Origin of the sequence: Paenibacillus xylanivorans (assembly GCF_001280595.1) — a bacterium.
Taxonomy (GTDB): domain Bacteria; phylum Bacillota; class Bacilli; order Paenibacillales; family Paenibacillaceae; genus Paenibacillus; species Paenibacillus xylanivorans.
In genome coordinates this window covers 53,255-73,016 of sequence record NZ_LITU01000082.1, presented here as the reverse complement: position 1 = coordinate 73,016, position 19,762 = coordinate 53,255, and the positions used below count along the sequence as shown (strand labels likewise).

Genomic DNA, 19,762 nt, shown 5'->3' with positions numbered 1-19,762 from the left:
TTATTTAAGATTCATTAAAGGTTTGTCCTCTACCATGGTTTCATAAGCCTAAGTTGCTTAACAGAAACCAAGAAGGAGGATTCATCATTTGAATAGTTTACTACGTAAAGTTGCAGTAACGGCCTTGTCCGTGACGATGGTAACATCATCTTTTGCCCTGGTAGGAAGTCCGAACGCTGCGTATGCCGCAGAGGATACGAGCACCAGCACAGGCGTCACGCAAGCCTATGAATCGTTGTTCCAGACGGACAACGTCATTGATGTGAATGTTACGATTGATGATGCAGACTGGAAGAGCATGCTCGAAAGCCCGCTGGATAAGGATTATAAGAAGGTCAGTGTAGAAGTGGATGGCAACAAGCTGGATAACGTTGGTTTCTCCACCAAGGGTAATCTGACTTTGAAATCCGTAGCTTCGATGGATGATTCGGACCGTTACAGCTTCAGACTGAAGTTCGATAAATACGACAAAACACAAACCCTGCTCGGTCTGGACAAAATGGTCCTGAACAACAACTACGCCGATCCATCATACATGCGTGAAGTTCTTCATTATGAAGCGCTGCGCAGCATTGGTATGGATGTACCGATGACGAACTACGTTAACTTGTATGTAAACGGCGAACTGGTTGGTTTCTATACCGGGGTTGAAGCGGTAGATGACAGCTATCTGGAACGCAACTACGGTGAAGATTATGAGGACGGCGTCCTCTACGATACGGATGAGAAGAGTTACCTGCAATATTCAGAAGGCAGCGACTACAGCACCATCACGGAAGATTTGGGTACAGACGAGAACAAAACCAAGCTCAAAAACTTTATCAAAACGCTGAATGACATGCCTGAAGGTGAAAAAGGCGATATTGAGAGTGTGCTGGACGTTGATTCGGCCCTGAAATACATCGCGGGTAATATGGTCTTTGGCAACTATGACAGCTATAACGGCGACAAAGGGCATAACTATATGCTTTACGGCGATGCAGATGGCAAGTTCACGGTTGTACCTTGGGACTTTAACATGTCCTTTAATGGATATTCTGGTGGAGGCGGACGTGGAACAACAGGATCAACGACGACCAACACCAACGCAACGAATGTATCTGTGGACGAGCCAGTACTGGGCATTAGCATGGAAAATGTACCGATGATAAACAACTTGCTTGAAGTGCCTGAGTATAAGGAAAAATACTTGAGCTACGTCAACGAATTGACGGATTATCTGGAAGGCATCCAGGACCGCATCACAGGTCTGGCTGACATCATTCGTCCTTATGTAGAAGCAGATCCTACGAAGTTCTACACAACAGAACAGTTTGAATCCAACATTGCATACTCTGCCAACGCTGATGCAACAGGCGGTATGGGTGGCATGGGTGGTACACCACCAGAAGGATTCGAAGGCATGACACCTCCGGAAGGTTTTGAGGGTATGACACCACCGGATGGAACAACACCACCGACACAGCCAGATGGTACAACTGGAACAGGAACTACAGACACAACAACGGGTACAGGCAATACCCAGACACGTCCTGGCGGTAACTTTGGCGGAGGTGGGGGTATGGGCTCCATGGCAGCAGGATCGCTGACCACGTTTGCACTGAACCGACTTGCCAACCTGCAAGAGCAACTTGGACGTGAAGTAACGCCGTTGCCTGAGACTTCGGAAGATACAGGCACGGATAACGGAACAGCAACGACGGACAAAACGATTACTGTAACCTTGGATGGCAAATCAATTACGTTCCCGGATCAAGACCCATTGCAACAAAGCGGCCGGGTTATGGTTCCTGTGAATGCCATCCTTGAAGCTCTGGGTGCAGAAGTGACATGGGACAAAACAGTGAAAACTGTAACCGCCGTTCTAAATGACCAGACACTTGTGCTCCAGATCGGAAGCAGCACAGCTACAGTGAATGGTGAAACGCTCGAAATTGATGCACCAGCCATTATCAAAAACAGTCGCACGCTTGTACCGGTACGCTTCATCTCTGAAGGACTGGGACTGACCGTGGATTGGGATCAAACGGCTGCACAAGTAACACTTACAACCAAATAAGAAATCTCCCCGGTAAAGCAACGTTGTTCTAGGGAGAATGAGAAAAGGGATTCGATGGTCAGATCGAATCCCTTTTTGGTACAATGAGGAAAAGGAGGGGATAAATATGGCTCCCGATAAAACAAAACTTTTCCCTAACGACAATATTCGTACCGTTTGTTACATTCAAAATTTGCCGCCGCGCTCTAATGTGCTGATCGGTGATTATACGTATTATAGTGACAACAGTCGTCCACCCGAGCAATTTTATGACCGCATTCAGCATCATTATGATTTCCTGGGTGATCGTCTGGTGATCGGTAAGTTTTGTGCAATTGCCGAAGGTGTGACATTCATTATGAATGGCGCCAATCACCGGATGGAGGGCATGACGACCTATCCCTTCAATATTTTTGGTGGTGGTTGGGAGAGAGTGACCCCTACGCTGGATCAGCTGCCTTTTAAGGGAGACACTTTATTGGGGAACGACGTCTGGATTGGACAGAATGTAACCATCATGCCGGGTATCACCATTGGAGACGGTGCCATCGTCGCTTCCAATGCGACAGTCACCAAGGACATCGAGCCTTACACCATTGTGGGTGGTAATCCTGCCAAGCCAATCAAAAAGCGCTTCGACGAGGAGATCATTGCTTTACTGCTGGAACTGAAATGGTGGGATCAGGATGAGGTGTGGCTGGACACACATTTGGAACGACTGGTCTCTACATACGATCTCCAGACATTGCGTGAGCTTCTGAAGAGCAAGTAGGTTGATGTACGTGAATTGATATGCAAAAAAAACGAGACTATCGCTGGTTCCTTATGGAGCCAGTTTTTTTTATTTTGAACTCCATATGCTCATCATCATCACACTTCATGGAACCTTGCATATCCACACTAAGCCCCTGGATGGAAGAAGTTAAGAGAGCCAATCCATCTGTAGGTGGACTTAACTCCCGTTGAATTCGGCTACACTGAATGTAGATCAGAGAACACGTGGAGAAGGTGAGGAAAAAAACATGATGAATATTGTTATTGTAGCCGTCATTGTTCTATTGTTATCGCTAAGGGAGAAGGAAGTGAAGACATCCCGTTTATGGGTCTTTCCAGCGATCATTGCGTATTGGGTGCTTTCGAGCGTAGTAAATACACCATTAATGGTGGGCAACATTCTGTTATATATTGTTTTTCTGATCATAGGTTGCGGGATTGGTGCGTGGCGGGTACATCTGGAACAGCTTCGAATCCATCCAACTACAGGCAAAATGATGTCCAAGGGATCGCTGGCCAGCAGCTTGCTTCTGATCGCGGTTATGGTACTGAGACAGCTCGCCAGCCAATGGGATGTGCATCATACGGTGGTTTCACTGAGCAATGCTCTGTTGTTTCTGCCTCTGGGAAGTATTGCTGCCCGGCGTTATTTTCTGTATGCCAAAGTCCAGCGCTTTCAAGGCAGATGTGTATAATATTTTCAAACTTTAGGATTGGAAAGGATAGCTATGCAGAACGATTCGAAATGGATGCAGATTCGAAAGGTGGTACTGGATCATACAGCAGATATTATTTTAACGTTGCTGCTGCTTTACAGTCTGATCGAGCCCTTCAAAGAATTGGCGTGGGTCGAGTTGGGTGCAGGACTCATCGTTAGGTTGCCATACCTTATATTGGTTTGGGTTCCACAGTCACTTCGAAATGAGCGGATGCGAACGTTAGGGATATTGGTGATTTGGATAGTGACGCTGCTCTATGCCCAGTTCTTCCAAGCCGAGGATCGCATATTTGAATTAAGCTTTTATCTCATCGGATATACTGCACTGAAATTGCCCATTCATCGTTCTTCGTTGCTAGGCATCATTATCCTCATTGGGAATGCGGCGCTGCTCTATATGGATGAATACGAACCCAATCAGATTCTGGTGTATTCGATGGCTCACGCTGTAACCTATATTCTATGCTGGGCTGCGAAAATCAGGCGGGACAGCAGACAGGACAGCAAACGACATTATGAGGAATTGCAGAAGGTGCACGCTGAACTGACACATGCCCATCAGGAGCTTCAGGATACACATCAGGAGCTGGAGCAGGCTACTGTGCGATTGATGCAGTATGCTGTACTTGAAGAACGAAGCCGGATCTCCATGGATTTGCACGACAGTGTTGGCAACCGATTGACCTCCATTATTGTTCAGCTTCAGGCATTGCCGTATATGATGAAGATGGACACAGCGGAAGCGGACAAAGCGATGGGTACGGTGCTTGAAGTAGTCAGACAATGTCTCCAGGAGGTTCGGACCGTTGCTCATCAGATGGGCAGTAATGAAGCAGGTCTCGGGCTTGTTGCCTTGACGAGTCTGGTGAATGAGATACGCGAGATGGCAGGTTTTACGATCAAACTCACTCCCCAGGAGCAGACGAGTCATTGGACGCCAGAAACGTCCGAACTATTGTACCGTGTACTTCAGGAAGCGTTAACGAATATCATTCGTCATGCCCAGGCTTCGCAAGTGAAGGTGGATATCTTGGAGAAGGAGAGCCAGCTACATATGATTGTGGAGGATAACGGAATGTATCGCAAAGAAAATTCGATCTCTCCCGGTTTCGGACTATCGAGTATGAGAGCAAGGTGTGAGAGGGCAGGCGGTTCCTTATCCATTAATGCAGTCGATCCACATGGAATGAGGTTAACCCTTACCATTCCTCAAGATGTGAAGGAGATTATGGGAGGTGATGAACAATAATGGAGCAGGACATACAGGAAATACGTGTACTCCTCGTAGATGACCAGCATCTGGTCCGGCATGGATTACGTTTTATTATTAATGCACAGCAGGATATGAAAGTGGTAGGCGAAGCGGGCGGGGGACATGAAGCAGTCCGTCTGGCAGCTGAGGTTCGTCCACATGTCGTATTGATGGATGTACAGATGGAAGCAGGAGACGGACTGGAAGCGACAGCGGAGCTGATGAAGATACTGCCTGACTGCAAAGTGGTCATCCTGACCACATTCGATCATGAGGATTATGTGTACAAAGGAATACGTGCCGGAGCTGTCGGTTATCTGCTCAAGGATGCGGCGCCGGACGAACTCGTTGATGCGGTTCGTGCTGCATACCGGGGGGAGGCCATCTACCGCACGGCGGTGGCAGCCAAGGTGATCGGTCTTGCCATTCGTTCAACTCCGAGTCATTCGGATTCGATGAAGGAGACGGTAGCAAACGAACAATTGCCGGAACGCTTTACCGGACGGGAATTGGAGGTTTTGCAGCAGATGGCGTACGGATTACGGAATGAGGAGATTGCTCGCAAGCTCTTTATCGGGGAGAGTACGGTCAAAACTCATGTGCATCGTATTTTGCAAAAGATTCAGGTGGAAGACCGCACACAGGCGGTCGTCTTTGCCATTCGTAATGGATTCGTCAAGTAAACCGTTCTTAATCTTATGTGGAGTAGTAATCGTAATTTAGCAAATAACCAGCTGCCCTGTGCGGAGCTGGTTATTTCGTATGTCCCCATAAATAATGTCTCAAAATTGAGAAAAGAGATGGAATGTTTGGTGTGAGATAAGTCATAGAATAACTTTAAGTAAGCGCTTCCAATAACATCAATATGAATTCACGGAGGGGTTCAGAATGCGATTTAAGAGAGCTGCCACACCGCTCGTCGCTCTGTTCATGTCGGTCACATTGTTTGCCGGATGCCAAAGTGTTCAGCCGCCATCAGTAAGTGAACCACAAGGGACGGTGGATACACCAACCACGACAACCCAGAATGAACCTGCGACCAACAAGGAGACACCGCGTAATGAGACTTTGTATATCAATGGGCTGCAATGGGGGCCACCAACCAACTTCAATCTGTTGAGCGGAAATCCCGCATTTCCAGTGAATTACGGCAACTCCAGGGAGCTGGTGTACGAGACACTGTTTATGGTAAACCAGCTGGACGGTGGCCTTGAACCTCTCTTGGGCAATTCGTATGAATGGACGGATGAAACCACTCTGCGCATTGAGTTGAATGCGGATGCGAAGTGGAGCGACGGGACGGCTTTTACAGCAGATGATGTTGTATACACCTATGAACTGGGCAAAAAATACGATATCAACTGGAGCAGCTTCTGGACCTACATCAGTGAAGTGAAAGCGGATGGAGCGCAGGCCGTGGAAATTAAGCTGAACCCTGATAACCCAAACAAGCTGACCGTACTGGACAGCATTGAACTGATTCCGATGCTGCCGAAGCATATCTGGGAAGAAATTGAGAAGAAGAACAATAATGATCTGACCGCGATTCGCAAAGAGATCAATGACAATCCGGTGGGCACCGGAGCATATAAGCTTCACTTTTACAACGACCAGAAAATTACGATTGTCCGTGACGACAACTACTGGGGTCAGAAATTGTTCGGCAAATTGCCCGCACCGAAATACATCACCCACGTGATCTACAAGGATAATGCCGCAGGTGATCTGGCGTTCAAGAGTGGGCAAGTGGACGTCTCCCAGCAGTTTATCCCTCAAGTGTGGAAGATGTGGGAAGGCGGGGCTGCCGTCAAAACGTATCTGAAGGATGCGCCGTATTATCTGCCCGGTTCCATGCCAAGCATTTTCTTCAATCTGTCCAAGGCTGGACTGGATAATGCAGACGTTCGCCGTGCGATAGCCATGAGCATCAACTATGACAAAATCTCGGAGCTGGCCATGAGCGGATATTCCGCACCTATGCAGCCTTCTCTGACCTTGAACTCGGACGCCGAGTCCAAATATATTGACCAAGATGCCATCAAGTCGTTGCAATGGACGATGGATATTGAAGGAGCCAACGCCCTGCTCGACAAGATTGGAGCAACCAAAGGTAAAGACGGCATCCGTGTTCTTAACGGCAAACGCCTTGGACCTTTCGAGGTTGAATGTCCTTACGGCTGGTCCGACTGGAACGCTGCCCTGGAGATCGTAGCGCAGAGCGCCAAGGCCATAGGGATTGAGATTCGCACCAAATTCCCGGAATCACCGGTATGGACCAATGATCTGCAAACCGGCAAATTCGATATCATCATGAACACACCTGCAGGCGGGGTCAGCCCAAGCCAGCCATGGAACCGTGCGATGACGATCATGTATTCCAAAGGGGTTGCCCCAATGGGTGAGATGGCGTTCTGGAACTGGGGACGTTACCAGAATGACCGCGCAGACGCCATTATTGAAGAGATTCCATCCGTGTCTGACGAGGCGAAGCTGAAGTCACTGTACACCGAACTGAATACGATCTGGCTGAAAGACATTCCTTCCATTCCGTTGATGTACAGACCATGGGTGTTTGACACCGTGAACGAATCGGTCTGGAAAGGCTTCCCGACCGAAGGAGATGGCACCAACATTCCACCGCAAATCTCGATGGACGGAGCCGGCATCAAGGCGTTGTATCAGATTCACAATTAAGGAACTCATATTGAATCAGGACACGATGAAGTAACACGCTACTTCAGACATAAGGCCCTTATCCGCTAAACTCGGGGGTGCTAAATCCTATGAATGCCTATTCCAGATATGTCGCCAAAAAAGTATTCTGGTATGGCCTGACCCTGGTCATTGCCATCGGACTGAATTTTATTTTGCCAAGAATGATTGAGGGCAACCCGGTGAGCATGATCGCTTCCAAAATGACGTCAGGGATGACCGACTCGGATTCCATCAAGCGGGTCTATGAGACGTTTACGGTTGAATTCGGCATTGATCAGCCACTATGGACCCAATTCGGCATCTATTTGAAAAATCTGTTCACAGGCAATCTGGGTACGTCCTTTGGACTGTATCCGAAGCCTGTGACGGACATTCTAGCCTCCGCCGTCCCTTGGACGGTGGGGCTTCAACTTCCGGCCATTCTGGTCGGCTGGCTGATTGGTAATTTGCTCGGCGCCATTGCGGCGTACCGGAAGGGTGTTTTTGATAAAGTGCTGTTTCCGGTAGCGTTGTTCATCAATTCCATTCCCTTTTTTACTCTGGCTATTATTATGCTGTATGTCTTTGCGTTATCACTGAAGTGGTTCCCGCTGTCGGGGGGATATGACTTCCAGATGGTGCCGCAGTTGAGCTTCGACTTCATCATGTCCGTGGTTCGACACCATACCTTGCCGTTCCTCTCCATTGTGCTCGTGACCATTGGCGGTCAGGCTATTGGCATGCGGGAGATGTCCATCTATGAGCTGAATTCCGACTATGTGCTGTACAGCAAACTGCTGGGCATACGCGACGGAAAGATCTCCCGTTACGTCTTCCGCAACGCCATGCTGCCGCAAATTACGGGACTTGCGCTCTCCATCGGCACGATGGTTGGCGGATCACTGATCTGTGAGATTGTGTTCAGTTATCCGGGCATCGGCACTTGGCTGTTCACGGCTATACGGCAGCTGGATTACCCTCTAATTTCGGGGTGCACACTGCTGATTGCCATTGCTGTATTGCTTGCCAATTTTACCATCGATGTCATCTACGGCTTCATTGACCCGCGTATCAAGGCCGCTCAAATGGAGGAACAGTGATATGAAGCATTCGATCTCTATTTTGCTGAAGTCACCCAAATTCATGATCGGTGCGGTGACTTTTGTCGGCATGCTGCTCTTGGTTACGATCTATCCGCTCATCAATCGCAGTGATCCCCTGGAGATGATTGCGATGGCGTTCCAGCCGCCGGGTGATGGCCTGTTGCTTGGATCGGATAATTTTGGACGGGACATTTTCCTTGAATTGATGTATGGCATCCAGACGTCTATACGCGTGGGACTGATTGCAGGTATTTTTGCTACCGTTATCGGTCTGGTTATGGGCCTGGTGTCGGGATATCTCGGAGGAATGTTGGATAACTTTCTGACGGCGATCACAAACATTTTCATCGTTATACCTTCGTTCATCATCCTGATCTTGATCTCGGTTAGTATTGATTCACGCAGTTCTCTGGTGACGGCGATCATTATCGGTATAACAAGCTGGCCTTGGACAGCTCGGGCTGTGCGGGCCCAGACGACATCTCTGCGCAGCCGCGATCATGTGCATATTGCGAAAATTTCGGGACACAGTACGCCGCGTATCATTATCCATGAGATTTTGCCATATATCGCGTCTTATGTGGTGATGGCCTTTGTGCTCCAGACAGCCTCGGGCATTCTGTCCGAAGCTTCCATCTCCATGCTGGGACTGGGACCGTATAATACGATCTCGCTCGGCATTCTGATGAACTGGGCACTGGTGTTTGAAGCGCCAGTAGCAGGGGCGTGGTGGGCATTCATTCCTGCGGCACTGGCGATTGCCGTCATTACCTTCTCGCTTTATCTGATGAATACGGGCATGGACGAAATTTTCAATCCGAAAATAAGGAGCTAAGACCATGAACCAACCTATACTTCAGGTCAGCGGTCTCAAAACCTATTACCGTACCCGGCTCAAGGAGAATGTCTTTGCCGTTGACGGGGTGGAGTTCGGACTGAAAGAGGGGCAGACTCTTGGTATTGCAGGTGAATCGGGCTGTGGCAAATCGACGCTGGCGCTCAGTCTGATGGGCTTTTATTTCCCGCCGCTTCATTATGGCAGTGGTTCGATCCGGATCAATGGTACCGATATTATGCAGCTGAACAAAGAGCAGCTTCGTTCTCGTATTCTGGGCAAGGAAATTGCTTATATTCCGCAGGCCGCCATGAATGCACTGAATCCAACGCTGCGTATTATCAGGTTTATTGAAGATATTATGAAGGAGCATCGTCCTGAGATGAAACGGCCGGATGTGCGGAAGATGGCTACGGAGCGCTTCCAATCATTGAATCTGTCGCCGGATGTGCTGGATATGTATCCAAATGAATTGTCCGGCGGTATGAAGCAGCGAACGGTCATCGCTATCTCAACGATTCTGAATCCGAATGTGCTAATTGCAGATGAACCTACTTCCGCACTGGACGTCACTTCTCAGAAGGCGGTCATCCGTCTGTTGAAGGATTTGCTGAACCGAAAGGTCATCAAGTCACTGGTATTCATCACACATGAGCTGCCGTTGCTGTACCATGTGACGGATGAAATTATGGTCATGTATGCCGGGGAGATCGTCGAACGAGGGACGGCAGAGCAGATGATTTTTAATCCGCTGCATCCTTACACCCGCAAGCTGATGGGCTCCATCATTGTGCCGGAAGAGGGCATGAAGGAGCACAAGCTGGCTGCAATTCCCGGTGCTCCACCGAATCTGAAAAATGTGCCGGAGGGCTGCCGCTTCGCAGAGCGCTGTACACTGGTGACCGACGAGTGCCGTCAGGGAAAAATTGAGAACATTCATATCGATGGGCGTATATATCGCTGTCTCCTGACACCGGAGATGCTGGAGCAGATCAGGGTACAGGAGCAGGACGGCCACTTAGAGCAGGAGCGTGTGAACGAAGAGTCCCAGGAGAGGGAACAGAACCAAGAGGAGAACGCTTCAAACACAGAAGAAGTCCGGGATGTTCGAACTGCCACAGACGATATTGCAGACCAATGAAATAATTCCTACTGGGCGTAATGGGCTCTGATCAAGGCTCCCTGAAAGGAGTGAGGTAGTATGGCGATGGGCAAGGTGCTGATCAGTGGCCGCCATCTGACCAAGGTGTACGGTACAGGCAATCGCAAAAAGGCAGCGGTGGACGATGTAAGCTTTGATTTTCATGAAGGGGAGATTATCTCCATTGTGGGGGAGAGCGGCAGTGGCAAGACCACGCTTGCGAAAATGATTATGGGATTGCTCAAGGAATCGGGTGGAGCAATCGAATACGATGGCAAGCCCAGACAGATGAAGCGTTACCGTGAGCGTAAAGCCTATTGGAAGGATATTCAGGCCATTTTCCAGGACCCTTTCTCTTCTTTCAACGTATTTCACCGGGTGGAAAAGCTGCTGGTGGACTGTATCAAACTTCAGGGACTAAAGCTGAACAAAGACGAGGAATATGCCAAAATGAAGGAAGCCTGTTCTTTTGTTAACCTGAAGTTCGAGGAATTATACAACAAATATCCGTTTGAGCTGTCTGGTGGACAGATGCAACGACTTATGATTGCCCGCATTTTCATGCTGCATCCCAAGGTGCTAATCGCGGATGAACCGACTTCCATGGTGGATGCCTGCTCGCGTTCAACCATTCTGGATATGCTGCTCAAGCTGCGTGACGAGAACCGCATGACCATTGTGTTTATTACGCACGACGTGGGGCTGGCTTATTATGTGAGCGACACGATCTGCATTATGGAGCATGGACGAATAGTGGAGGCAGGGAGAGCAGAGGAGGTCATTCACCATGCAGAGCATCCCTATACCAAGCAATTAATCAACGACGTACCCAAAATCCATTCTCCCTGGGTGCTCGATTGACACAAATCAAGCCCTGGACCGTGTTGAGCGGAACAGGGCTTCTTATTGTCCAAGATGAAAGGTTCGTTTTAGCGAGTGGGTGGTTGTGGCGTCTGTGCAGACTCTTCTAATGGGGGTGTTGAATGGGTGTGATCTTCCGCGTTATTCTGGTCTGTCTGCTTGCCGGAATAAAAGTTAATGATATCATCAACCGTAGAAAACACGACATTTACATCAAAATGTTCATTGTGTGTTTGAATAAAAACCTCTTTTCCAATCCTGTTGTTGCTGTTTAGTTTAAAGCTTCTTTCATCGTTAATCCTGCTGTAAATACGGGAACCTTACCTGCTGGAAGTTGAATCTCCTTGCCCGTTCTCCGGCTTTTGCCCATACGCGCTTCACGATTACGTACTTCGAATTTTCCGAATCCGACCAGTTGAACCTCTTTGCCTTCTTTCAGGGCTTCCAAAATTGAATCTAGTACAACGGTAACGGCTTTTTCAGCGTTCTTTTTGGAGAATCCGCCGTTTTTGGCTACTTCTGTGATCAATTGTTCTTTGTCCATTTGTCATACCTCACTTTTCGTTTTTGGATGAAATAAAACAAAAAGCTGCCTTGTACAAGGCAGCCTTAATATAATTAAACTTTAGTAACGTTCTCAGCTTGTGGTCCACGGTTACCTTGAGTTACTTCGAATTGGACGCGTTGTCCTTCATCCAAAGATTTGTAGCCGTCGCCTTGAATTGCACTGAAATGAACGAATACGTCTGTTCCTTCTTCAGTTTCGATAAAGCCAAATCCTTTATCCGCGTTAAACCATTTCACTGTACCTGTTTGCATGTGATTCCTCCAAAAAAATAAGTTTTTTAACGACCATTTTGAAAAGGTTAATTTAGAAAATCAACGCTAATCAGGTATATTCAAACCCACAGACTTGATGTCCGCTAATGTATCGATTAATATGATAATACCATGTCCGCTAATATAAGTCAAGATTTGGAGGTATTTTCTAATGGATAAGGTATCTGGTACTTCGGTACAAGGGGAAATGGTTGTTCAGGAATTCATACATATACTTACGATTCAGGGAGAGTTGACTCCCAAAACCTTGAAGGAATATGCGAGTGATTTGAAGCATTTTACCGAATGGTATAAAGGAAATGATTCTCGGGGTGAAGGGATCTCATTCCAAATCGAGGACGTGCATACATCGACTTTAGTCCGTTACCGGGAAGATTCACAAAAGGTAATGCAATTGAAACCATCTACCATTAATCGCAGACTGATTACATTGAAGCGTTTTTTCAAGTGGGCTGCCTCGGAATCCAGGATCATCAATGATCCTTCCAAACCTCTGAAATTCATTCCGGAAGACAAGGTTAGCCCACGCCGAATGACAACCGAGGAAGAACAATCGTTCATATCTGCGGCCGAGAACGGCAATTCGCTTCGGGACCAGACCATCCTTACCCTCATGTTTCATACGGGTTTGCGAACGATGGAGGTATGCAATCTTGCTCCCGGTGATATTGAATTGGGAAAACGAAGCGGGCAACTCACGGTGAGAGCCGATAAACGAAACGGTCAACGGAAAATCCCGCTGAACATGACGTGTATTGTCTTGTTGAAGATGTATATGGCTGGTCTGGCTGCGGATAGTCCTTACCTGTTTCCTTCCGAGAAAACCAGTGATCGCTTAACGGAGAGGGCGTTGCGCCATCTGATCAAAAAGGCGATGACCACAGCCGGACTGGAAGGACTCAGTTCCCATGATCTGCGTCATCGGTTCGGATACGCCATGGCCGAGCATACACCACTGCATCGCTTGGCAGAAATGATGGGGCATACCAATCCGGATACCACGATGATTTATGTGAAGGGGTTAAATACCAATCTATCTTCGTCAGTAGAAGAGGATGGAGAAACGGAACTATATTAAAGCACATCGCAGTTGTTAGAACGGTACCTGAGAAGTTCTTTCTTTGTTTATCTGATATAGGATGAGTAACGCCCTAGCCCGCTTAAGTGGATTAGGGCTTATTTATTTCTTCGAACGACTTACATACCACTTGTCTTTGCCATTTTCATTGATTCGGGTATCCATCACAATCATGGCATAGGTTCCATCATGCTTTTCCCAGAACTGTACCGCCTTTGTATGATCATGTTTTAAAAAACTCCTTTCCTATTTTATAATTAACTCCTTTCAATAATTTACCATATATTTCGTTTGAGAGCGCTCATTATATCAATCTTATCGCCTTAAAAGTAAGCGATTACATAATTAAATTTATATTGTATATTATGATGGCAACCTTGGATCATATCGACATATATATTATTGCTTGGGCATATGGCCCGTTAAATAAAGGAGGAGTCCGAACGTGTACCGGGTATTGCTGGTGGATGATGAAGAGGATGTACGCGAAGGGTTGGTCGTAGAAGTAGATTGGGAAGCGCTGGATTTTAGCATTGTTGGTCTGGCGGAGAATGGCCGGGAAGCACTGGAGATGGCTGAACGGGTGGAACCGGATATTGTGGTGACGGACATCAGCATGCCATTTATGGATGGACTTGAACTTGCAAAAAGGTTACGGGAGCGCAATCCGCTAGTGAAAGTGGTGATTTTGACCGGATACGATGAATTCGACTATGCCCGGCAAGCGGTCTCGCTGAGTGTGGATGAATATTTACTGAAGCCTTTCTCGGCAGGACATCTGACAGAACTGCTTACCAGATTGCGTGCGCAGATGGCGGCTGAAGTAGCAGAGCGAGAGGATGTACAGCAGCTGCGCGACCATTATTATACAAGCCTACCCCTGATACAGGCCGATCTGATGGCAACATTGCTGCATCGGCAGAAATCGCCGGAATATATTCATGACAAAGCGAAGCAATGCGGACTGGATCTACTCGGTGAACGGTATGGTGTTTCTGTACTGACCCTCCATATGGATGGAGAAGGGAAGAGAACGTTGCGGCGTGAGCAAGCGGAAACTTCACAGGGACGGAATGCAGAAAATGTACAGCAAGGAGTGGATAGCGAGCGGGCTGGTGCTGAACGTGAAAATACACTTGAACTTGGACAAGGAACAGGACAGTCCTTGCGTCAATCGGAGGATGCTGAGTTGAAGCAATTTGCTGCGCTGAACATTGCAGCAGAAGTGTGGACGGAACACGGGGCCGGACATGCTTTTATGCATCAGGAGACGATTGTACTACTTTACGTGGACCGCTGGGGTGGAGCAGAGGGGGAGAAACGCCAGCAGCAGGCACTCGAAAATGTCATGCGCAGCATAAACCACTATTTGCGCATTCCGGCTACCGTAGGATCAGGACAGATTGTAAATACACTGGCGGGTGTAAAGCATGCTTATGAGGATGCAATGTTGGCGCTGGATTATCGGCTTGTACCGGGGACTGATCCGCTCATCTATATTGCCGATGTCGAGCGGCAGACGGCGGGCAAGCTTCGTTTTGACGAGTTGAAGCAGCAGACGCTGACACGTTGTCTGAAGGCGGGCACGCAGACGGAACTGGAAGAAGCGCTGCAGATCATTTTCCGGGAAATTACGGTAGAGCATGGGCGAAGTGACATTCAGCTCTATCTGATTGAAGTTTTAACGACCGTCTGGAAGGCAGCTCAGGCATCAGGTGAGGCGATGGAGGACATCTTTGGGGCGGGGTTTCAGTTGTACGCCGATTTGTTCCGTTTGCCAGGGTTATCTGAGGCACAGGGCAAGGTGCGAGAGGTTTGTCTGCTTGTACAACATCGCATCGCCAGCGGACGGCAGCATGTGTACAAGGATATTGTGGAGCAGGCGTTATCGTTTACCAAAGAACACTATGCGGACCCGGATCTGTCCATTCAGAAAGTATGCGGTCATCTGCATATCAGCTCGGGTTACTTTTGTGGCATTTTCAAAAAAGAAGTGCAGCTTACCTTCCTGCAATATCTGATGCAGATTCGGATGGAAGCGGCCAAGGAACTGCTTCGCTCCACGGAGCTGAAGTCGTTTGAGATTGCAGGTCAGGTAGGCTTCGCCGAACCGAATTATTTCAGTTTTTGTTTTAAAAAGCATATCGGCGTCTCTCCTAAAGAATATCGCAAACAGGCAGCACTAACAGCTAGTGAAGGGTTAATCCGATGAGACCGTTTGCCGGCTGGGTGAGATCCCTTTGGCTTAGGCTACGGTCCAGGTTGAGGTCATCGAGAGTCAGCAGTATCCGCTTTATTATTACGTGGTCTTTCTCCGTTTTCATCGTATTGGTGCTAACCATCATGGCGCTGCTGCTGCATGACAAATTCACACAGGCTGCGGAGCGAAGTGCGGAGCTGACGACGAGACAGATCGTGGATCAGGTCAGTTACAATCTGGAGGATTATGTCCGCAGCATGTCACATCTGTATCGAGCCATCGAAGAACATATGCTGCGGGATGGCACGTGGGAAGGGGATCAGGTAGATAAACAGCTCGACACACTGCTCAGCAGCCGTGAAGATATCATCTCTATTACTTTGCTGGATTCGACAGGGCATTTGCTCAAGAACAGACCTTCAGCCGAATTAAAACCGAGTGCCCATGTGACACAGCAAGGGTGGTTTCAATCTGCGCTCCGAGTGCCGGATCACCTTAGTTTCTCGCTGCCTCATATTCAGAACATGTACACAGGCCCATACAAATGGGTCGTTTCCATGAGCAAAGGCATTACTATACGGCAAAATGGTCAGGATCGGAAGGTCATTTTGCTGGTGGATATCAACTTCAAACAAATGGACGAACTGAGCCGCCGGGTCAGTCTGGGGAAACGTGGATACGTCTATATCATCGACGAGAGTGCAGGTAATATCGTATACCACCCACAGCAGCAATTGATGTACATGGGGCTCAAAAGTGAAAATATTGAACAGGCGTTGGTTGCAACGGGCAGTTATGAAGATGAGGCGGACGGACAGAAGAGGCTGAATACCGTCAAGTCCGTCGCTAATATCGGGTGGAAGATCGTTGGTGTTGCCTATCTGGATGAGATTATGACTACCCGCCAGGAGGTTAATGGATATCTGATTCGGGTGCTGCTGGTTGTGCTGGTATTGGTCATTCTCGTCTCGCTGTTCCTCTCTTCCAGTCTGACACGTCCGATTCGACGCATGGAACGAAAGATGAAGGCCGTGGAGCGAGGGGATTTCAACGTGGAGCTACCTATAGAAGGCCCGCTTGAAGTGGAACGTTTATCCCGTCGGTTTAATCTGATGGTCTATAAAATCCGTACCCTGATGAGTGAAATTATCCATGAACAGGAGCAGAAACGGCGTCTCGAACTCGAAGCTTTGCAGGCTCAGATCAATCCGCATTTCCTATACAACACGTTGAATTCGGTCGTGCGTATGGTGGGCATGAGCCGGAATGAGGAAGTCATTACGATGATCACTTCGTTATCCCGATTGTTTCGCATCAGTCTCAGTCAAGGCAAAACGATTATTACGGTCAGGGAAGAGCTGGAGCACGCCCACCATTACCTGACGATTCAACAGATGCGATTCAAGCGCAAATTCAATTTCAGCATGAATGCGGATGAGGACACACTGGACTGCCTGACACTTAAGCTGGTGCTTCAACCACTCATTGAAAATGCCATCGTGCATGGCATTGAGTATCACATGGACGAGGGATGCATAGAGATTCGTGTGTATCGGGAGGAAGAAAAGCTAGTGTTCCGCATTACGGATAATGGTGTCGGCATGACGGAAGAACAGATGTCGAAACTCCTGGTGGGCAGTCCTATCGTGAAAAGTGGTGCAGGATCAGGTGTAGCTGTACGCAATGTGCATGATCGGATTCAGCTCTATTATGGCGAAGCTTACGGTCTTGAATTCGATAGTGAGCTGGAAGAAGGCACAACGGTCTGGATTCGGATTCCGATCCAATGGGAACGGGAGGAGGACGATGCTCACGATGAACAATAAAGGGAACAGCATGTGCGCCAAGCGAATCAACAAGGCGAATAAGATCAATAGAACTGACTGGATCGGGTATTTGGTTATGAAAATAAAAATCTGCATCCGTGTGGAAGTTATTCGAGTGAGAGTCCTTATACTTCGTTATATGGCCATGACAGCAGCCATCTGCTGCCTGTTGTTATGTGTAGCGTGTGGTATGTCGAACGCTGATCCGGCTGGGTCGCCGCCGCGTATTGCACTGATTACACCAGCGGGAACCGGAGAACTCGCTGAAGCGATACGTCTTGGGGCTGAAGCGGCTGCCAAAGAAGCGGGGGCAGAGCTAATCACGGTGGAGGCTTTTCCCTCCGAGGGATTAACTTACGCGCCATCTAACCCCGACTTCACAGCAGAACAGATAAAGGTCAAGCAAGAGCATTTGCAAAATGGGATTTATCCACTGAGCGAGCGTGAACGAGCCCAGGTCGATGCAGTATCGCTGGCACTGGAACAGGGGGCCTCTGCCCTGTTGATCGACCCCTTAAGTCAGAAGGCACTCATCGACATCATCGAGAAGGCACAGACTATGGGTGTCAACGGGGTGGTTATCCCCGTAATTTTGTTGAATGATGAGTTTCCTGTCAAAGGCATAACGAGTGTCATCTCGATGGATAACGTTGAGGCTGGACGGCAGGCGGGCCAGGCCATGGCTGTACTGCTGGGAGGACGAGGGCGCGTTGCCTTGCTCGGTCCTGATCCTGTAAATCCGGGTCTGATTAACCGAGAGCAAGGGGTAGAAGAATCACTAGCCCAGTATCCGGACATTCATGTGGAGACACAATCCGTGTGCAGCACCCGGGATGGTTGCTGGCAGGCGACGAAGCAACTGCTTGATCAGCATCAGGTGGACGGATTGATTGCCCTTCAGGAACCAGCCTCTCTGGGTGCAGCGGATGAATTGAACCGGCGAACTTCCGAGAAGAATGGGAATAAGGTGAAGATTGTGGGATTTGGCAGTGAACAGCAGCAGTTAGAGCAGTTACAGGAAGGTAAAATTCAGCACTTAATTGTACAAAACGGATTCAGCGCAGGATATCTTGGCGTGAATCAGGCCGTTGCACGGTTGAACAATCAACAGGTGCAAGCCAGAGTAACGCTGGAAACGAAGCTGGTCAGTACGGACAATATGTTCTGGATGGATAACCAGAAGCTGCTGTTTCCTTTTGTACAATGAAGACAGGAAGATATTTGAGGAAGATTTCGATAAAACAGAGGAAGATATTGTATTCGAATTATTTGTAAACCCTTTCATAATAAAGATATCGGTAAAGCCGAATGAACTTGGGGGAGGTCATTAGGATATGAAGAAAGCTTGGATGACACTGTTACTTACAGCATTTATGGTTGCAGCGGCGGGTTGCAGCGGTGGCGGAGACAGCGCAGGTGGAAGTACCGGAACAGACGCGGGAGGTCAGGCAGCAGGAGGAACGGAAACGCCGAAGATTGGTGTGGCGATCTATAAATTCGATGATACGTTCATGACGGGGGTACGGAATGCGATGACCGCAGCAGCGGAAGGCAAAGCCACACTCGATATCGTGGATAGCCAGAACGCACAGCCAACCCAGAATGAGAAAGTCGATCTGTTTGTATCCAAGAAGTACAACGCAATGGCCGTGAATCCGGTGGACCGGACCGCAGCAGGCGTCATTATTGACAAAGCCAAAGCGGCAAGCATTCCGGTGGTCTTCCTGAACCGTGAGCCGGTTGCCGAAGACATGAACAAGTGGGATAAAGTGTATTACGTTGGAGCCAAGGCGGAAGAGTCCGGCACGATCTCGGGTCAGCTTATTGTGGATTACTGGAAGGCTCACCCAGAGGCAGATAAAAACGGGGACGGCAAGCTGCAATACGTCATGCTGAAAGGCGAACCGGGCCACCAGGATGCTGAGCTGCGGACCAAATATTCCGTTCAGGCCATTCAGGATGCCGGTATCGAAGTGGAGGCGCTGGCGGAAGATACGGCGATGTGGGATCGGGTCAAAGGCCAGGAAAAAATGCAGGCGTTCCTTGCCTCCCACGGAGACAAGATTGAAGCGGTACTGGCTAACAACGATGACATGGCACTTGGAGCCATTGAGGCGTTGAAAGCAGCCGGATACTTCAAGGACGGCAAAACGATGCCGGTTGTCGGTGTAGATGCGACCGCTCCAGCCATTCAGGCTCTTCAGGACGGAACGATGCTGGGCACGGTGTTGAATGATGCCAAGAACCAGGGCGCAGCGACGGTTGCACTCGCTTCCGTACTCGCGAAGGGTGAGACACCTACGAAGGAAAACACGGGTTATGACATTACGGATGGCAAATACGTCTGGATTGCATACAAAAAAATTACGAAAGACAACATTGCCGACGCCCAATAACAGCAG

17 protein-coding genes are annotated in these 19,762 nt (G+C 48.6%); 15 read left to right on the top strand and 2 right to left on the bottom strand.

What is annotated here, in order from left to right; all coding sequences use genetic code 11:
• Positions 1-88 precede the first annotated feature (88 nt).
• The 10 genes from AMS66_RS28545 to AMS66_RS28500 all read left to right on the top strand — a co-directional run bounded on the left by AMS66_RS28545 (position 89) and on the right by AMS66_RS28500 (position 11,416).
• A complete protein-coding gene (locus AMS66_RS28545; RefSeq protein ID WP_053783999.1) occupies positions 89-2,059 on the top strand; it encodes a CotH kinase family protein in 1,971 nt (656 codons plus the stop codon).
• A 106-nt stretch (positions 2,060-2,165) separates the two neighbouring features.
• Positions 2,166-2,810: a Vat family streptogramin A O-acetyltransferase gene (locus AMS66_RS28540; protein ID WP_053783998.1), complete on the top strand. Its 645-nt coding sequence runs from the start codon at positions 2,166-2,168 to the stop codon at positions 2,808-2,810.
• Between the two features lie 190 nt (positions 2,811-3,000).
• Complete coding sequence (locus tag AMS66_RS28535) at positions 3,001-3,507, top strand: hypothetical protein (RefSeq protein ID WP_053783997.1); 507 nt, start codon at positions 3,001-3,003, stop codon at positions 3,505-3,507.
• Positions 3,508-3,561: 54 nt separating this feature from the next.
• Positions 3,562-4,779 (top strand): sensor histidine kinase, encoded by a 1,218-nt coding sequence (locus tag AMS66_RS28530; RefSeq protein ID WP_201782231.1) that lies wholly within the window; start codon positions 3,562-3,564, stop codon positions 4,777-4,779.
• A complete protein-coding gene (locus AMS66_RS28525) occupies positions 4,779-5,465 on the top strand; it encodes a response regulator (protein WP_053783995.1) in 687 nt (228 codons plus the stop codon). The genes AMS66_RS28530 and AMS66_RS28525 overlap by 1 nt, the downstream gene beginning before the upstream one ends.
• A gap of 205 nt (positions 5,466-5,670) precedes the next feature.
• Positions 5,671-7,476 carry an ABC transporter substrate-binding protein gene (locus tag AMS66_RS28520; protein WP_053783994.1) on the top strand — a complete coding sequence of 602 codons (1,806 nt, stop codon included), beginning with the start codon at positions 5,671-5,673 and terminating at the stop codon, positions 7,474-7,476.
• A gap of 89 nt (positions 7,477-7,565) precedes the next feature.
• Positions 7,566-8,576 (top strand): ABC transporter permease, encoded by a 1,011-nt coding sequence (locus AMS66_RS28515; protein WP_053783993.1) that lies wholly within the window; start codon positions 7,566-7,568, stop codon positions 8,574-8,576.
• 1 nt (position 8,577) lies between these two features.
• Positions 8,578-9,414 (top strand): ABC transporter permease, encoded by an 837-nt coding sequence (locus tag AMS66_RS28510; protein ID WP_053783992.1) that lies wholly within the window; start codon positions 8,578-8,580, stop codon positions 9,412-9,414.
• A 4-nt stretch (positions 9,415-9,418) separates the two neighbouring features.
• Entirely contained in the window at positions 9,419-10,555 is a 1,137-nt protein-coding gene (locus AMS66_RS28505) for an ABC transporter ATP-binding protein (protein WP_082350934.1), read from the top strand.
• A 60-nt stretch (positions 10,556-10,615) separates the two neighbouring features.
• Positions 10,616-11,416, top strand: a complete 801-nt coding sequence (locus tag AMS66_RS28500; protein ID WP_053783991.1) for an ABC transporter ATP-binding protein — start codon at positions 10,616-10,618, stop codon at positions 11,414-11,416.
• Between the two features lie 271 nt (positions 11,417-11,687).
• Here the strand turns inward: AMS66_RS28500 and AMS66_RS28495 are convergent, their stop codons facing one another.
• Together AMS66_RS28495 and AMS66_RS28490 are read right to left on the bottom strand one after the other, a co-directional pair.
• Positions 11,688-11,960: an HU family DNA-binding protein gene (locus tag AMS66_RS28495; RefSeq protein WP_053783990.1), complete on the bottom strand. Its 273-nt coding sequence runs from the start codon at positions 11,958-11,960 to the stop codon at positions 11,688-11,690.
• 74 nt (positions 11,961-12,034) lie between these two features.
• Positions 12,035-12,235: a cold-shock protein gene (locus AMS66_RS28490; RefSeq protein WP_024628826.1), complete on the bottom strand. Its 201-nt coding sequence runs from the start codon at positions 12,233-12,235 to the stop codon at positions 12,035-12,037.
• Positions 12,236-12,407: 172 nt separating this feature from the next.
• On the opposite strand from AMS66_RS28490, the gene AMS66_RS28485 reads away from it, so the two are divergent.
• From AMS66_RS28485 to AMS66_RS28465, 5 genes are all read left to right on the top strand, one after another.
• Positions 12,408-13,334: a tyrosine-type recombinase/integrase gene (locus AMS66_RS28485; RefSeq protein ID WP_053783989.1), complete on the top strand. Its 927-nt coding sequence runs from the start codon at positions 12,408-12,410 to the stop codon at positions 13,332-13,334.
• A 445-nt stretch (positions 13,335-13,779) separates the two neighbouring features.
• Positions 13,780-15,546: a response regulator transcription factor gene (locus AMS66_RS28480; RefSeq protein WP_053783988.1), complete on the top strand. Its 1,767-nt coding sequence runs from the start codon at positions 13,780-13,782 to the stop codon at positions 15,544-15,546.
• On the top strand, positions 15,543-17,360 hold the full coding sequence (locus AMS66_RS28475) for a cache domain-containing sensor histidine kinase (RefSeq protein WP_082350933.1): 1,818 nt from the start codon (positions 15,543-15,545) through the stop codon (positions 17,358-17,360). The genes AMS66_RS28480 and AMS66_RS28475 overlap by 4 nt, the downstream gene beginning before the upstream one ends.
• Complete coding sequence (locus tag AMS66_RS28470; protein ID WP_053783987.1) at positions 17,350-18,567, top strand: substrate-binding domain-containing protein; 1,218 nt, start codon at positions 17,350-17,352, stop codon at positions 18,565-18,567. Before AMS66_RS28475 ends, AMS66_RS28470 begins: the two co-directional genes overlap by 11 nt.
• A gap of 127 nt (positions 18,568-18,694) precedes the next feature.
• The gene (locus tag AMS66_RS28465) at positions 18,695-19,756 is read left to right on the top strand and encodes a galactose ABC transporter substrate-binding protein (RefSeq protein ID WP_053783986.1); all 1,062 of its coding nucleotides are present in this window, start codon (positions 18,695-18,697) and stop codon (positions 19,754-19,756) included.
• Positions 19,757-19,762 lie beyond the last annotated feature (6 nt).

Bases quoted from the DNA above. Each gene is read 5' to 3' on its own strand.
- AMS66_RS28530 (WP_201782231.1), top strand. From the start codon at position 3,562: ATGCAGATTCGAAAGGTGGTACTGGATCATACAGCAGATATTATTTTA.
- AMS66_RS28485 (WP_053783989.1), top strand. From the start codon at position 12,408: ATGGATAAGGTATCTGGTACTTCGGTACAAGGGGAAATGGTTGTTCAG.
- AMS66_RS28465 (WP_053783986.1), top strand. From the start codon at position 18,695: ATGAAGAAAGCTTGGATGACACTGTTACTTACAGCATTTATGGTTGCA.
- AMS66_RS28540 (WP_053783998.1), top strand. From the start codon at position 2,166: ATGGCTCCCGATAAAACAAAACTTTTCCCTAACGACAATATTCGTACC.
- AMS66_RS28490 (WP_024628826.1), bottom strand. From the start codon at position 12,235: ATGCAAACAGGTACAGTGAAATGGTTTAACGCGGATAAAGGATTTGGC.
- AMS66_RS28500 (WP_053783991.1), top strand. From the start codon at position 10,616: ATGGCGATGGGCAAGGTGCTGATCAGTGGCCGCCATCTGACCAAGGTG.
- AMS66_RS28515 (WP_053783993.1), top strand. From the start codon at position 7,566: ATGAATGCCTATTCCAGATATGTCGCCAAAAAAGTATTCTGGTATGGC.
- AMS66_RS28470 (WP_053783987.1), top strand. From the start codon at position 17,350: ATGAACAATAAAGGGAACAGCATGTGCGCCAAGCGAATCAACAAGGCG.
- AMS66_RS28520 (WP_053783994.1), top strand. From the start codon at position 5,671: ATGCGATTTAAGAGAGCTGCCACACCGCTCGTCGCTCTGTTCATGTCG.
- AMS66_RS28510 (WP_053783992.1), top strand. From the start codon at position 8,578: ATGAAGCATTCGATCTCTATTTTGCTGAAGTCACCCAAATTCATGATC.
- AMS66_RS28475 (WP_082350933.1), top strand. From the start codon at position 15,543: ATGAGACCGTTTGCCGGCTGGGTGAGATCCCTTTGGCTTAGGCTACGG.
- AMS66_RS28495 (WP_053783990.1), bottom strand. From the start codon at position 11,960: ATGGACAAAGAACAATTGATCACAGAAGTAGCCAAAAACGGCGGATTC.
- AMS66_RS28525 (WP_053783995.1), top strand. From the start codon at position 4,779: ATGGAGCAGGACATACAGGAAATACGTGTACTCCTCGTAGATGACCAG.
- AMS66_RS28505 (WP_082350934.1), top strand. From the start codon at position 9,419: ATGAACCAACCTATACTTCAGGTCAGCGGTCTCAAAACCTATTACCGT.